This window comes from Rhizobium mulingense (genome assembly GCF_029194105.1).
GTDB classification, from domain to species: domain Bacteria; phylum Pseudomonadota; class Alphaproteobacteria; order Rhizobiales; family Rhizobiaceae; genus Rhizobium; species Rhizobium mulingense.
In genome coordinates this window covers 33,969-47,699 of sequence record NZ_JARFVE010000002.1, presented here as the reverse complement: position 1 = coordinate 47,699, position 13,731 = coordinate 33,969, and the positions used below count along the sequence as shown (strand labels likewise).

Genomic DNA, 13,731 nt, shown 5'->3' with positions numbered 1-13,731 from the left:
TTCGATGATATCGCGCAGACTGCTTCTCTCAGCCGTCGCACTTTCCGCGCTGGTGGTGTTCTCAACCGCATCCGCTTCGGCCGAAACGCTGAAGGTTGTGGCGTCCTTCACCGTACTTGCCGATGTCGTCAAGCAGGTCGGCGGCGACCATGTAAAGGTGACGAGCCTGGTCGGACCGAATGGCGATCCCCATGAATTCGAGCCGTCGCCAGCCGACGCGAAGAACTTGAAGGCGGCCGAACTTACCTTCGTCAGCGGCGAAGGTCTGGAAGGCTGGATGGACCGGCTGATTACCGCCTCGGGCTACAAGGGCAAGCCGGTGACGGTTTCCGAGGGCATCGCCACCCGTACCATGGAAGAGGAGGGCAAAACCATCACCGATCCACATGTCTGGAACAGCCCCGTCAACGTCAAGGTCTGGGTCGCCAATATCGAAAAGGCGCTGTCATCCGCCGATCCCGCCGACGCCGCCGCCTTCAAGGCCAATGCCGAAAACTATACGCAGAAGCTGGATGAGTTGAACGCTTACGCCCATTCGAAATTCGACGCGATCGCCGAGGACCGCCGCAAGGTGCTGACCAGCCATGACGCCTTCGGCTATTTCGGCCGCGAATACAAGGTGAGTTTTCTGGCACCGCTCGGCCTCTCCACCGAGAGCGAAGCCTCGGCCGCCGAAGTCGCCAAGCTGATCGAACAGATCAGGAGCGAGCGCGTGAAGGCCTATTTCTTCGAAAATTCCAACGACCCGCGCCTGGTCAAGCAGGTCGCCAAGGCAACGGGTGCGGAACCCGGCGGCGAGCTCTATGTCGAATCGCTGTCCGACGCCAAGGGACCGGCGCCGACCTACGAGAAAATGTTCCGCTACAATGTCGACCAGCTCGCCGCCGCCATGGCGAAATCGAGCTGAGGGTTGGGCCCCAAGCGGTCTAAAAGGTCCCATCAAAACATCTCTCAGTTTTGATGGGATTGATTATGTAAAATAGGAGGGCTTATTGCATCCCCGTATTGACGGCTGAGGCAGTCCTGGGTTGTATCTGATGCCCGGCAAGGAGACAGGACCGAGAATGCGCCTCATCCCATTCGTTGGATTTTTTGCGGCGATCGCATCGATAGCTTGCGGGCAGGTGGCGAACGCAGGTTCCTTGGACGGAGACGCTCTCAGAAATATGCCGATCGGCAAGCACGAAGTTTTCAAATCTGTCGTCCTTCGAGGCTCAAGCGATCTGTCTCCTCGAGCCTTACCAGGCGCGACTGTACTCCGAGGATGCGTTGGCGGCGCGGGTGAACCAATATCTCGCCGCCAATGATTACGCGCCCGACGAAGGACATTTTGCTCTCGTGCTGGTCGGAAGGCAGGCAATCGAGATTGCAGCGTTTGATCGTTCTCGAAAGCTCGATGTCTTGGCCAAGCATAAAGTGTCGTCGCCGGTAGCGGAGATGTTGCCTAAAGGTTTTGCTCCCCATGACTGCGCAAGCGGCCAATCTGCCGCTTTTCTCAAGATCGAGATTCGCGGAAGAACCTACGTCTTGCTTGGCGAAACACGGTAAGCGCTTAAACGAATGGGCAGGCCGAACACAAGAGTTGAAAGCGTCTTGTGCCTGTGGGGCAGGTCGCCTCAAATATTGAGATCGAAGACCAGGATGCCGGCGAGGCCTCCGTCCGTCGAGGAGACGATGCGCTCGCCGACGGCCACATGGTCTGGATGGATGAGATAGGCGTCCCGCGCTTCGGCGCTTTCGAAGGTGACGGCAAAGCCGTCGACGAAGCCGCCATGCAGCCCCTCGGGCGAAACATTGGGCCCGTATTTGATATCCACGATGCCGGGAATGACCTGTTTAAGGGCGGCAATCGCGGCAAACAGCGCCTGCTTGTCGTCGGTCGTCAGCGCGGTCTTCAGCCGCAGGAACACGCAGTGCAAGATCATCAGTGGTCCTCCCGATTGTCTTTGCCGGCAGAATAGCGGCGAAAGCCGGGAGGGCAATCAGATTTATCGTCGCCCGGACGCTGCCGGCCGGAGAGGTTACATCTGGTCGCTTTCAACAAGTGCGCGATTGTAAAGCTTGCGGATGAGCTCGCCGGACAAAGCGCGGGCTTGATCCTTCTGCGCCGGCGTCATCGGCCGGCAGGTGTTTCTGAGATTGGAACGGTCGAGCACCGTCGCAGCACCAGAATTGAGGATGATGAGGTGCCAGCTGCAGGCGGCGACCCTGTCGATGGCGACGGCGCCATGGCAGCCGGAGGACAGGCAGAAGGCCACGGTCTGCTGGGCGACGTGATCGCCCTTCTGCGCCAGCGCCAGCGATCTCTTGAACTCCGCCGTCCATCGCTCGCAATGGGGCTTGCCCGGCACGCAGGCCTTGGTGGCGGGATAGAGGTCGGTCGCCTCAACCGGCGAGACGAACAGGGCGCTGACCGAAAGGGCGAGCAGAAACTTGAGCATCGAATTGTCCTTGTGCGATAGGAAAGAGGCGCACATCGCCGGTCGTTGGTCAATCACCATTCATGGGTGACAGACGCGCCGCGCAGGCGGGAAAACCGGTTAAGCCGGTTTCGCCTGCGTTCATGCCCTTTTCGTCAGCGGAAACCGGTCGCGAAGCAGCCGCAGCACCGATTCCGACGGGATCGGCGGCCCGAACAGATAGCTCTGTCCGTAGCTGCAGCCCATCTTGGCGAGCTCGATCGCATCCTCGTTGGATTCGATCCCTTCGGCCACCACCTTCATCTCCAGCTCGCGCGCCATCGCGATGACCGAGCGGAGCACGGTCGCCTTCTTGTCGCTGCCGTCGCGCACCAGCGCCTTGTCGAGCTTGATCGTGTCGAAGGGGAAGCGGGTGAGATAGGCTAGCGAGGAATAGCCGGTGCCGAAATCGTCGAGCGCTAGCCCAATGCCGGCTTCCTTCAGCTTTTGCAGCACCAGGCGGGCCTGTTCCGGGTTCTCCATCACCATGGATTCCGTCAGTTCCAGCTTGAGCCGCGAAGGCGCGCAATGGGTCTTGGCGAGAACCGAACGCACATCGTCATAGAGTTCGTTGTTGAGCAGCTGCACGCTCGACAGGTTGATCGACATGAAGATCGGCAATTCGCCGGTCTGGCTCTGCCAGCTCATCAGATCGTTGGTCGCCTGTTCCAGCGCGAACATGCCGAGCGGGCCGATGAGATCGGAGGCCTCGGCGATCGGGATGAATTCGGAGGGCGGGATATTGCCGCGTTTGGGATGTTCCCAGCGCATCAGCGCCTCGAAGCCGGCGATCTCCACATCCTCCAGCCGGGCGATCGGCTGATAGACCATCGACAATTCCTTGCGTTCGATGGCGCGGCGCAGATCCGTTTCGAGCTGCAGCCGGTCAGTGCCGAAATCGCGGAAGGCCGGCTGGAACGGCTCGACGCGGTTGCCGCCGGCCCGTTTCGCCCGGTACATGGCGAGCTCGGCGTCGCTGAGCAGGCCGCTGGCGCTTTCCTGCCGGTCCACCCAGGAGGCGAGCCCGATCGACGCCGTCAGAATGATCTCGCGGTTGGAGAAGTTGATCGGCACCATGATCGCCTTGCTGATCGCATCGGCGAAATCGGCGACCTTGGCCGGATTGTGCTCGGACACCAGGATGAGGCCGAACTGGTCGCCGGCAAGCCGCGCCAGCGTATCCTGCGGCTTCATCAGGCGGCGCAGCCGCCGGGTCAAAGCGATGAGGATGTTGTCGCCGGCCGCAACGCCGAGCGCATCATTGACCAGCTTGTAGCGGTCGATATCAATCACCATCACGGTGGGCCTGAGCGTGTCGCCCCCCGGCGCCAGCGCCAGCACCGCCTGCAGCCGGTCGAGGAAGACCTGCCGGTTCGGCAGGCCGGTCAGATTGTCGTGCAGCGCATCCTGCAGCAGCCGCTCGACGGAATTCTTCTGCTCGGTGACGTCGACGATCGTGCCGACGCAGCGGATGATCTCGCCATTGGAGCCGAGTACCGGCCGGGCGCGGATCAACAGCCAGTGGAAGTGACCGTCCTCGGCGCGGATGCGGAATTCATGGTTCAGCCGCCCGCGCCGGTGTTCGAGCAGCACGTCGAGCGTGGCGCGGAAGCGGTCGCGATCATCAGGATGCAGCCGCGGCAGCCAGTTGCGCGCCGCCCCGTGCATGGTGCCGGGGGAAAGGCCGAGCTTGACCGAGACGTCTGGAATGGTGACGACGCGGTCGCGCGCCACATCCCAGTCCCACACCATGTCGCCCGAGCCGGTCAGCGCCAGCGATTGCCGTTCGAGATCGGAAAACAGCCCCTGCTGGAAGGCGCCGCCGGCAAAGGCGTGCTGCATGACGGTGAAGCCGATCAAGAGCACGATCAGGACCAGGCCGCCGCCGAGCGCCGGCTGGATGATGTCGTTGTCGAGCCGGCCGGTGACGGTCAGCCACGCCCCGAACAGCCAGACGAGCGTCAGCGCCCAGGCCGGCACCAGGAGGATGGCGCGGTCGTAGCGGTTGAAGCCGAGATAGATGATCAAAAGCAGGCCGGTTGCCGCCGTCAGCGCGAAGGACAGCCTGGCGATGCCGGCGGCAATCGACGGATCGTAGATCGCCACGCCGAAGAGCAGGGCAAGGCCGAGCACCCAGGCAAGGGTGGCGTAACCGAGATGCGCGTGCCAGCGATTGAGGTTCAAATAGGTGAAGAGGAAGATGACGAAACTCGAGGCGAGCGCGACTTCCGCACAGGCGCGCCATATTCGCTGATCGGATGACGCGACGCTGATCAGCTTGCCGAGAAAGCCGAAGTCGACGCAGATATAACCGAGCACCGCCCAGGCAAGCGCCGCCGTCGCCGGCAGCATCGACGTGCCCTTGACGACGAAAAGGATGGTGAGAAACACGGCGAGCAGGCCGGCAATGCCGAGCACGATGCCGCGATAGAGCGTGAAGGCGTTGATCGTATCCTTGTAGGCGTTCGGCTCCCAGAGATAGATCTGCGGCAGCTCCGGCGTCGACAGTTCGGCGACGAAGGTGATGACGGCGCCGGGGTTCAGCGTGATGCGGAAGACATCGGCCTCGTCGCTCGGCTGCCGGTCGAGCGCAAAGCCTTCGCTTGGCGTGATCGCCATGATGCGCTGCGAGCCGAGATCCGGCCAGAAGAGCTTGGAATTGACCAGTCGGAAATGCGGCGCGACGATGACCCGCTCCAGCTGTTCCTCCGAGACGTTGGCAAGCGCGAATACCGCCCAGTCGCCCTGGTGATTCTCCGAGCTCGCCCGGACCTCGATGCGCCGACGGATGCCGTCGGCACCGGCGGCCGTCGACACCTGGAAGGCCTCGCCCTGGTTGGCGTAGATCTCGGTCGTCGCCGTAAGATCGAGCGCGGTATCGTCACGGGAAATCTTTACCGGTTCGGCCGCATGGGCGACACCCGCCGCAAGGGCGAAGGCCGCCAGGAAAAGGGCTGCGATCACCGCGATCACTCTTCCGGACGGTGACTTGGGCAGCATGCGGTTTCTTGTCATCGGCTGTCGGTTTTCCTGCCTTTTTCCGTATCGGTGGCGAGCCGTGAGAACATCACGTGGTCGTGCCACTGACCGTTGATCTTCAAATATCCGCGCAGATAGCCTTCACGCTGAAACCCGGCCTTTTCAAGCAGACGCATGCTGCGCGCGTTATCTGGAATACAGGCTGCTTCAATACGGTGCAACTCAAGCCCGGAGAAGATGTAAGGAATAACCAGCTGAAGCGCGGCATACATATGCCCCTGGCCGGCGTAGCGTTCGCCCATCCAGTAGCCGATCATGCAGCTTTGTGCCGCACCGCGCCTGATATAGCCGATGGTGATGCCGCCGACGAGGGCGCGGTTTTCCTTGAGGAAAATGAACAGCGGGACCGCTTGGCCGGAAGCATATTCCTGCTTGCCGCGGATGACGCGGGCGCGGTAGGCGCCCTCCGTCAGCTCGTCGCGCCGCCAGGTCGGCTCCCAGGGTTCGAGGAACTTGCGGCTTTCGGCCCGCAGCCGGTGCCACTGGTTGAAATCCTGGTAGCGCGGCAGGCGCAAGAGGTACTTGTCGTTTTCCAGCTCGACCGCATCCGGCTGCCGCGACAGGAACCGAAACACGGATTTTGGCATCGATCACTCCCGGCAGACGGATGTCGGCTCAGCGGCCCGCCTGCATCGTTTTCGGCGCGGAGACCGAAAGCGAGGCGGTGATGTCTTCCATCGGTGCGAGCTGTTCGAGCGGCCCGATCGCAGAAAGCGTCGGCACCGTGTCGTAGAACAGCCGGCCGGCGAGATCGGTCAGCCGCTCGATGGTGATGCCTTCCAGCCGTTCCATCATCTCCGGATTGGAGATCGGCCGGCCGTAAAGCATCATCTGCCTTGCGATCTGGCCCGCGCGGGCGGCCGGGCTCTCCTGGCCCATTAGCAGCTGGGCGCGGATCTGGGCGCGGGCGCGCTCGATTTCCTTCTGGTGGATTTCATTGGCGGACTTGTGCAGTTCGTCGATGATCACTGGCACCAGCTCCGGCAGGTTTTCGCCGCCGGTCGCGGCATGGATGCCGAAGATGCCGGTGTCGGAAAAACCCCAGTGGAAGGCATAGACGGAATAACAGAGGCCGCGGAATTCGCGCACTTCCTGGAACAGCCGCGAGGACATGCCGCCGCCGAGGATATTGGCCAGAATCTGCGAGCAGTAGAAATCACGGGCATGGTAGGGCTTGCCCTCGAAGCCGAGCAGGATCTGCGCATCCATCAGATCGCGCGGTTCGCGCACGCTGCCGCCGACATAACGCGCCGCTTCCATGACCGGCGGGGCGGATGGCGCGGTCGGCAGGCTGGCGAAACGGTCCTCGACCATGCGCAGAAATTCTTCATGATCGACGGCGCCGGTCGCCACGACGAACATGCGGTCAGTCGTATAGTTGCGGCCGAGATAAGTGCGGATCTGCTGCGGCGTGAAGGAAACGACGGTCTGCGGTGTGCCGAGGATGGCCCTGCCGAGGGTCTGGTCGCGATAGGCGGCCTCCGAGAACTTGTCGAACACCACGTCGTCGGGCGTGTCGTTGGCGGCGTTGATCTCCTGCAGGATCACCTGCTTCTCGCGCTCCAGCTCCTCCTCCTCGAAGGCCGATTCCGTTAGGATATCGGCGAGAATGTCGACGGCGAGCGGCACGTGGTCTTTCAGCACGCGGGCATAATAGGAGGTCGTTTCGGTCGAGGTGGCGGCGTTGACCTCGCCGCCCACATCCTCGATTTCCTCGGCGATCTCGCGGGCCGAGCGGCGCGCCGTGCCCTTGAAGGCCATGTGTTCGAGCAGGTGGGCGATGCCGTGCTCGTCTGCCGTCTCGTTACGCGATCCTGATTTGATCCACACGCCGAGCGCGACGCTTTCAAGGTGCGGCATGGTTTCTGTGACTACTGTCAGCCCGGATTTGAGCCGGGTGCACTCAACTGTCATTGGCTATCTTTCTGCGCCTGCCGTCGTCTTGCCACGGGCGTGTTTGCCGATAAAGGTTTGTACGGCCTTCAGCTCCGGTTCGATGATCTGGAAACGCTCCTCCCTGTGCATCAGATCAGCAAGCCACGTCGGAAGCGCCGGGTCAATACCGCAGGCCGATTTTACGGCCGCCGGAAATTTCGCCGGATGTGCGGTCGAAAGCGTCACCATCGGCGTATTCGGCTTCTCCTTCTTGGCGGCGACGAAGACGCCGATCGCCGAATGTGGATCGAGGAGATAGCCGGTTTCGGCATGGGTCTTGCGGATCGTCTCGGCCACCTGGCTCTCGCTGGCGCGGCCGGCGCGGAAGTCGCGGCGGATTGTTTTCAGCGCTTGCCCGCCGATCTCGAATCCGCCCGATTGTTTCAGGCTTTCCATCGCCGCGCGCACCTTCGAGGCGTCGCGCCCATAGGCTTCGAACAGCAGCCGCTCAAAATTCGAGGAGATCTGGATGTCCATCGACGGCGAGCTCGTCGCCTTGACCGCCTTCATGTCGTAGCGTCCGGTCTTCAGCGTGCGTGTCAGAATGTCGTTCTCATTGGTGGCGATGACGAGCCGGTCGATCGGCAGGCCCATGCGCTTGGCGCAGTAGCCGGCGAAAATATCGCCGAAATTGCCGGTCGGCACCGTGAACGAGATCTTCCGGTCCGGTCCGCCGAGCGCCATCGCCGTCGTGAAATAATAGACGATCTGGGCCATGATGCGCGCCCAGTTGATCGAGTTGACGCCGGAAAGCCGAACCTTGTCGCGGAAGGCCGCGTCGTTGAACATCGCCTTCACCAGGTTCTGGCAGTCGTCGAAATTGCCTTCGACGGCGAGCGCATGCACATTTGACGACGTCGAGGTGGTCATCTGCCGCTGCTGCACCGGCGAGACCTTGCCGTGCGGGAACAGAATGAAGATATCGGTGCGCTCGCGCCCGGCAAAGGCGTCGATCGCCGCCCCGCCGGTGTCGCCCGAGGTGGCGCCGACGATCGTCGCCCGCTCGCCGCGTTTTTCCAGCGCATAATCCATCAGCCGGGCGAGCAGTTGCATCGCCACGTCCTTGAAGGCAAGCGTCGTGCCGTGGAAGAGCTCCATGACGAAGCTGTTCGGGCCGGTCTGGACGAGCGGCGCGATCGCCGGATGGCGGAAGGTGCCGTAGGCCTCGTCGATCATCGCCCCGAAGGTCGCCTCGGGGATCTCGCCATTGGTGAATGGCGACAGGATGGTGAAGGCGATCTCCTGATAGGTCTTGCCTCTCAGCGCACGGATCTCCTTCTTGGAGAACTGCGGCCATTCACGGGGAACATAGAGCCCGCCATCGCGCGCCAGTCCCGTCAAAAGGGCGTCGCAAAAGCCGAGGGCAGGGGCCTCGCCGCGGGTCGAGATATAGTCCACGTTGGTCATCCTTGATCTATCGCTGAAAGAAATCCAGTCGGGCCGGGCCGTGGCCCGCACTGCCGGAAACCGGCGAGGGGCTGCCTCCAGGCCATACACTCGCCGTTATCTTGTTGAAGTTGCCCGCATCCGGCGGCGAAAAGTGCATCAAAACGGTGCGTACCCAATCGATTTTTGTTTGCGCCGCTGATATAGACCATCGCAAACCGTCGTGAAAGGCCTCACGCAAAAGACATGAGGCCTCCAAGAAACGCTTGTGCAAAGGGTGGAACAAAGTGCTCGGCAAGGTCTCGCGTCTTATCATCTCCACGTCTTTCGTTGCCCTGCTTGCCGGCTGCAACTCGCTTGGGCTCGGCGGCGACAGCAAGCCGGAGGCGGCGCCAACCCAGCCGAACGGCAACGCCCAGATCATGCCGCTGGCGCCGGCCAACCCGTCATCCAACAATCCTTCGATCGGCACGGCCAAGACGGCGCAGGGCACGGTCGCCCCGGTCGTCCAGGGCGCCTGCCCGCAGATATTCCTGCGTGACCAGGATGCGATCTTCCGCACCTATGCCAAGGGCAAGAAGGACGACCCGCAGCAGATCGTCTTCCAGGCCTCCTTCGGCGATTACACCCGCCAGTGCACCCTGAACGACACGGCCCTGACGATGACCGTGGTTGCCCAGCTGCGGCTGATCACCGGCCCGGCCGGCAATCCCGGCCCGGTGACGCTGCCGGTCCGCGTCACCATCCTCGATGGCGAGAACGTGCTCTATTCCGAGGTCACCAAGTTCCCCACCGAAATCCCGGCGGGCGCACCGGGCACGCAGGTCATCTTCCGCAAGGAAGGCATCAAGATGCCGGTCGGCGCCGGCGCGCTGGTGCGCGTCAATATCGGTTTCGACACCCAGCCGGCCAAGAGCAAGAAGAGCAGCTGAGGAAAGAAGTGCTGGCCCGCATGGGTCCTCGGGTCAAGCCCGAGGACGACGGAGTGTGGGGAGCGGATGCGGCAGGTGCCGCGGTTTGTGTGACTTGGCGACCGCTGTTCGCCCGATTACCGCGCAAAACCGCCCGCGCATGAAATTTCTGCAGACGTCTCGCCTCTTGTCGGCCGCTCTCCCCACTCTCCGTCATACTCGGGCTTGCCCCGAGTATCCACGCCGCAAGCACTCCACTGAATTTGTTTCGGCCGACGGTCGCTTGTCAGTTCGATAGGGACGAGGTGCCGGCCCGCATGGGTCCTCGGGTCAAGCCCGAGGACGACGGAGGGCGGGGGAGCGTGGGTGGCAAACAGCGAAGTAGTCAGCGGTTAATAAGTTGCCGCCTATTTAGGGCAAAACCACTCGCGCATTACCGGAATTCCTCCGGAGGTTCCGCCTCTTGCCGGTCACTCTCCCCACCCTCCGTCATACTCCGGCTTGACCAGAGTATCCACCCGCAAGCACTCCGATTCAATTTGTTCGGCCGGTGGTCGCTTGCCAGTTCGATAGGAACGAAGTGCCCGCCCGCATGGGTCCTCGGGTCAAGCCCGAGGACGACGGAGGGCGGGGGAGCGTGGGCGGCAAATAGCGAAGTGGGCAGAGATTGCCTTAAAGCACGCCTTCCCAGGCAGCCAATGCGGCGACGACGCCCGGCAGATCGTTCATGCGGGAGATCACCGTTTCGGCGCCGGCATCCGTCAGCTTGTCGGCATGGGCGGGGTAGCTGTGGGAGGCGCCGGTAAAGCCGATGACGCGCATGCCGGCGGCGCGCGCCGCATGCACGCCGTGCACGGAGTCCTCGACGACGACAGTCCTGTCGGGCGAGACGCCCATCCGGCTTGCGCCATGCAGGAAGATGTCGGGCTTCGGCTTGACGCGGTCGGGACCGAGATCCTTGGCGGAGAAGATGTTGGGTGCAAACAGCGGCTTCAGACCCACTTTGCCGAGCATCATGTCGAGCCGCTTCGTGCTCGAATTCGAGCAGATGCAGCGCTTCATCGGCAGCCGGGAGACGGCGAATTCGACGCCCGGTATGGCCTTGACGTCGTTCGCCAGCCTGACGTCGAGCACTTGCTCCGACTTATCAAGCAGCGAGGCCGAAAGCGGGATGCTGGCCTCGCGCTCGACCTGCAGCAGGATGTTGTGCCAGGTCATGCCGGCGAAACGCTCGCCCATTTCCTCGACGCCGATCGGATATCCGGCTTCCGTCAAAAGCGCGGATTCGACTTCCGCGGCGATGATTTCGGAATCGACGAGCACGCCGTCGCAATCGAATATGATGAGGTCGAAGCCATCCATGTTCACGCCTTGCTGAAATCTGGTCTTGTCCGGGGATGCTGCGGCTTTACACGATGGCCGGCCAAAGCTCAACCTGATCCCAAGCATGGCTGCGATGCGGCAGGCGACGGGCTCGGTGAAGCCCGCTTCAACCCGGACGGCCAAAAGCTGGTTCAGGTCGCTCCGGATTTCCCCACCACTTCGTAGCGCGCCCGGCTCAGACTGACCATACTGGCCATGGCAGCGCAGCCGCCTGATATTGCGACCGCAAAGTTGAGTGCCGTCGCCAACGGCAATGTTGCGAAAATGATCGACATGGAGATCCCACCCAGGGTTTGGCCAAGAAGCCGGGCGGTACCTTGCATGGCGCCCGCCGCACCGCTTCTGGCTTTCGGTGCCGAAAGAAGGAGAATGCGGTTGTTCGGCGTTTGGAACAGTCCGAAACCGAGGCCGGCGATCACCGCGCCGACGAGAAAGGCGATGCCGCGCGGATCGGGCGGCGTCAGGCCGGCCACCAGAAGACCAAGCGCCATCAGCCCCCCGCCGATGGAACAAAGCCACGCCGTCTTGACGCGGTTTGCCAGGCGTCCGGAGACCGGCGCAATGACAGCAGTCGCGGCCGGCCAGGCCATCATGTAGAGACCGGCCAGAACCGGCGTCATGTGCAGCCTGTGCTGCAGGTAGAAAGGGAGCGCGATGGTGCCCAGCATCTGGCCGCAGAAGCAGAAGACCGAGGCAATGACCGACACGCGGAATGCCGGTGCGGCCAGGAGATCTGTCGGAATGAGCGGGACGTCACTGTTTCGTTCGAGGCGCAGCAGGCCGAAAAGGCAGGCGAGCGACGCCACGATGAGGGCGGCACCGCTGATCGGCGCGGTCGCAATCCGATCGGCGCCTGAGAAGAACAGGATGAACATCGCGGTATTGGCCAGCAACACCTTCGCATTCAGCTTCCGCCTCGCGCCTTCGACATGTCCCAGCAGGCCGCCGCCGAAGAGAACGACGAGGCCAAGCGGTATGTTGACTGCAAACAGCCAGGGCCAGCTCGCAACGGAAAGGATGGCGCCGGCGATGCCCGGACCCGCCGCCGAAGAAATTGCGATGATCATGGCATTGATGCCGATGATCGGACCCAGCATGTGCTGCGGCAGGGCCTGGCGCAGGTTCATCATCGCGAGCGCCATGATCGCGCCCGCGCCGAGGCCCTGCGCGAAGCGAGCAAGGATCAGCACGGGCAGATCGCCCGCCAAGGCGCAGGCTGCGGATGCCGCGGTAAACAGCGCGACGCCGATCAGGAAGACTCGCCGCGCGCCGTAGATTTCGCCGAGCGCCCCGCAGGGAAGAATGGCGACGAGCACGGCCAGCTGATAGGCCGACACGACCCATACGGTGCTATCCGCTTGCGCTTGCAGCGAAAGCGCGATCGAAGGCAAGGCGACGTTGGCGATCGCCCCATCCAGAACGACGACAACAATTGCCAGAAGCAGGAGGGCAACAGCCAGGTACCGTCGGGGCGACGCCAGGCCATCTTGAGAGATCGGTGCGGTGTAGGTGAGGGACATGAGAACTCCTCGGTGCGAGTGGGAGGTTCGACAGTAGGCCTTGCCGATCCACCGCGCCAGACGCAACAAGATCAACTGACTGTTGCGTGTCACGCCATGCCAGAGTATGACTTCGCCATGTCTGATCTCGATTTCAATCTCCTGGTGGCGCTGGACGCATTGCTGCGCGAGCAGAGCGTATCGGCCGCCGCTCGCCGGCTTCGCCTCAGCACGTCAGCCATGAGCCGGACACTGTCGCGCTTGAGAACGGCGCTCGGTGATCCGATCCTCGTGCCGGCCGGGCGCGGCATGGTTGCTACGCCGCATGCCCTGGCGATTGCTGAAGAGGTGCATGCGTTGAAAGACGCGGTGAAGACCGTGCTCAGTCCGCCGTCGACCGTGGAGATCCGCGAGGTGCGGCGCCACTTCACCATCCGTGCCAATGAGGCCTTCGTGCTTCTCTATGCCGCCGGTCTGAGTGCTGCCGTGACCAACGCCGCGCCGGGGATAAGGCTTCGCTTTGCGCCGCGGTCGGACAAGGACGTTCAGGCTTTGCGGGACGCGGCAATCGATTTGGATATCGGTGTCCTGCCGCGCGACGGCGGGGAACTGCGTTGCCAGAGTCTTTTCGAGGACGGGTTCGTCGGTGTCGCAAGGGCAGGGCACCCGATCTTCGATGCAGGGCTAACGGCTGCGGGCTATGCCGCCTGTGGCCATGTGGTCTTCTCGCCGCAAGCCGACTATGCCGGTCCCGTCGACAGGGCGCTCGCCGAGTTGGATCTTTATCGTGATGTCAGGCTGATCGTGCCTAGCTTTCCAGCGGTTATTGCAGTTGCGGCGGCTTCCGATCTGATCGGCTCGATCCCGAAGTCCTATTGCAAGTCTTCCCCGATCAGCGAGATCAGGACCTTTGACCTGCCAGTCGCCGTGCCGGGTTTTAAAATCGTCCAGGCCTGGCATCCCCGCATGGACGCAGATCCCGCGCATCGCTGGCTCCGAGCGCTGATTTTCGAGACTTTCCACGCCATGAACTGAGGAAGCGGCCAGCCACAGCAAACGCTTCGTCACGTTTCACCGGAATATGCGAGCGATCGTTTTCAGGGCAGCGGTGAGTTTTTC

12 protein-coding genes are annotated in these 13,731 nt (G+C 62.6%); 4 read left to right on the top strand and 8 right to left on the bottom strand.

Annotated features, from left to right (window positions below; genetic code table 11):
• Nucleotides 1-4: 4 nt before the first annotated feature.
• Both PYR71_RS00365 and PYR71_RS00360 read left to right on the top strand, forming a co-directional pair.
• Nucleotides 5-907, top strand: a complete 903-nt coding sequence (locus PYR71_RS00365; RefSeq protein ID WP_275617822.1) for a metal ABC transporter solute-binding protein, Zn/Mn family — start codon at nucleotides 5-7, stop codon at nucleotides 905-907.
• A 374-nt stretch (nucleotides 908-1,281) separates the two neighbouring features.
• The gene (locus PYR71_RS00360) at nucleotides 1,282-1,548 is read left to right on the top strand and encodes a hypothetical protein (protein ID WP_275617821.1); all 267 of its coding nucleotides are present in this window, start codon (nucleotides 1,282-1,284) and stop codon (nucleotides 1,546-1,548) included.
• A gap of 68 nt (nucleotides 1,549-1,616) precedes the next feature.
• Here the strand turns inward: PYR71_RS00360 and PYR71_RS00355 are convergent, their stop codons facing one another.
• From PYR71_RS00355 to thrC, 6 genes are all read right to left on the bottom strand, one after another.
• The gene (locus PYR71_RS00355; RefSeq protein ID WP_275617820.1) at nucleotides 1,617-1,925 is read right to left on the bottom strand and encodes a Dabb family protein; all 309 of its coding nucleotides are present in this window, start codon (nucleotides 1,923-1,925) and stop codon (nucleotides 1,617-1,619) included.
• Nucleotides 1,926-2,021: 96 nt separating this feature from the next.
• Entirely contained in the window at nucleotides 2,022-2,441 is a 420-nt protein-coding gene (locus tag PYR71_RS00350; RefSeq protein ID WP_275617819.1) for a hypothetical protein, read from the bottom strand.
• A 120-nt stretch (nucleotides 2,442-2,561) separates the two neighbouring features.
• Nucleotides 2,562-5,474, bottom strand: a complete 2,913-nt coding sequence (locus tag PYR71_RS00345; protein ID WP_275617818.1) for a sensor domain-containing phosphodiesterase — start codon at nucleotides 5,472-5,474, stop codon at nucleotides 2,562-2,564.
• A complete protein-coding gene (locus tag PYR71_RS00340) occupies nucleotides 5,471-6,085 on the bottom strand; it encodes a GNAT family N-acetyltransferase (protein WP_183918780.1) in 615 nt (204 codons plus the stop codon). The genes PYR71_RS00345 and PYR71_RS00340 overlap by 4 nt, the downstream gene beginning before the upstream one ends.
• Nucleotides 6,086-6,113: 28 nt before the next feature.
• Entirely contained in the window at nucleotides 6,114-7,412 is a 1,299-nt protein-coding gene (locus tag PYR71_RS00335) for a M16 family metallopeptidase (protein ID WP_275617817.1), read from the bottom strand.
• 3 nt (nucleotides 7,413-7,415) lie between these two features.
• Entirely contained in the window at nucleotides 7,416-8,840 is a 1,425-nt protein-coding gene (thrC, locus tag PYR71_RS00330; protein ID WP_275617816.1) for a threonine synthase, read from the bottom strand.
• A gap of 266 nt (nucleotides 8,841-9,106) precedes the next feature.
• Between thrC and PYR71_RS00325 the strand changes: the two genes are divergently transcribed.
• Nucleotides 9,107-9,751, top strand: a complete 645-nt coding sequence (locus PYR71_RS00325) for a hypothetical protein (protein WP_183918783.1) — start codon at nucleotides 9,107-9,109, stop codon at nucleotides 9,749-9,751.
• A 651-nt stretch (nucleotides 9,752-10,402) separates the two neighbouring features.
• On the opposite strand, the gene PYR71_RS00320 is transcribed toward PYR71_RS00325, so the two are convergent.
• The gene (locus PYR71_RS00320; RefSeq protein WP_183918784.1) at nucleotides 10,403-11,092 is read right to left on the bottom strand and encodes an HAD family hydrolase; all 690 of its coding nucleotides are present in this window, start codon (nucleotides 11,090-11,092) and stop codon (nucleotides 10,403-10,405) included.
• A 152-nt stretch (nucleotides 11,093-11,244) separates the two neighbouring features.
• On the bottom strand, nucleotides 11,245-12,633 hold the full coding sequence (locus tag PYR71_RS00315; protein ID WP_275617815.1) for an MFS transporter: 1,389 nt from the start codon (nucleotides 12,631-12,633) through the stop codon (nucleotides 11,245-11,247).
• Nucleotides 12,634-12,750: 117 nt separating this feature from the next.
• On the opposite strand from PYR71_RS00315, the gene PYR71_RS00310 reads away from it, so the two are divergent.
• Complete coding sequence (locus PYR71_RS00310) at nucleotides 12,751-13,647, top strand: LysR family transcriptional regulator (protein ID WP_275617814.1); 897 nt, start codon at nucleotides 12,751-12,753, stop codon at nucleotides 13,645-13,647.
• Nucleotides 13,648-13,731: the final 84 nt, after the last annotated feature.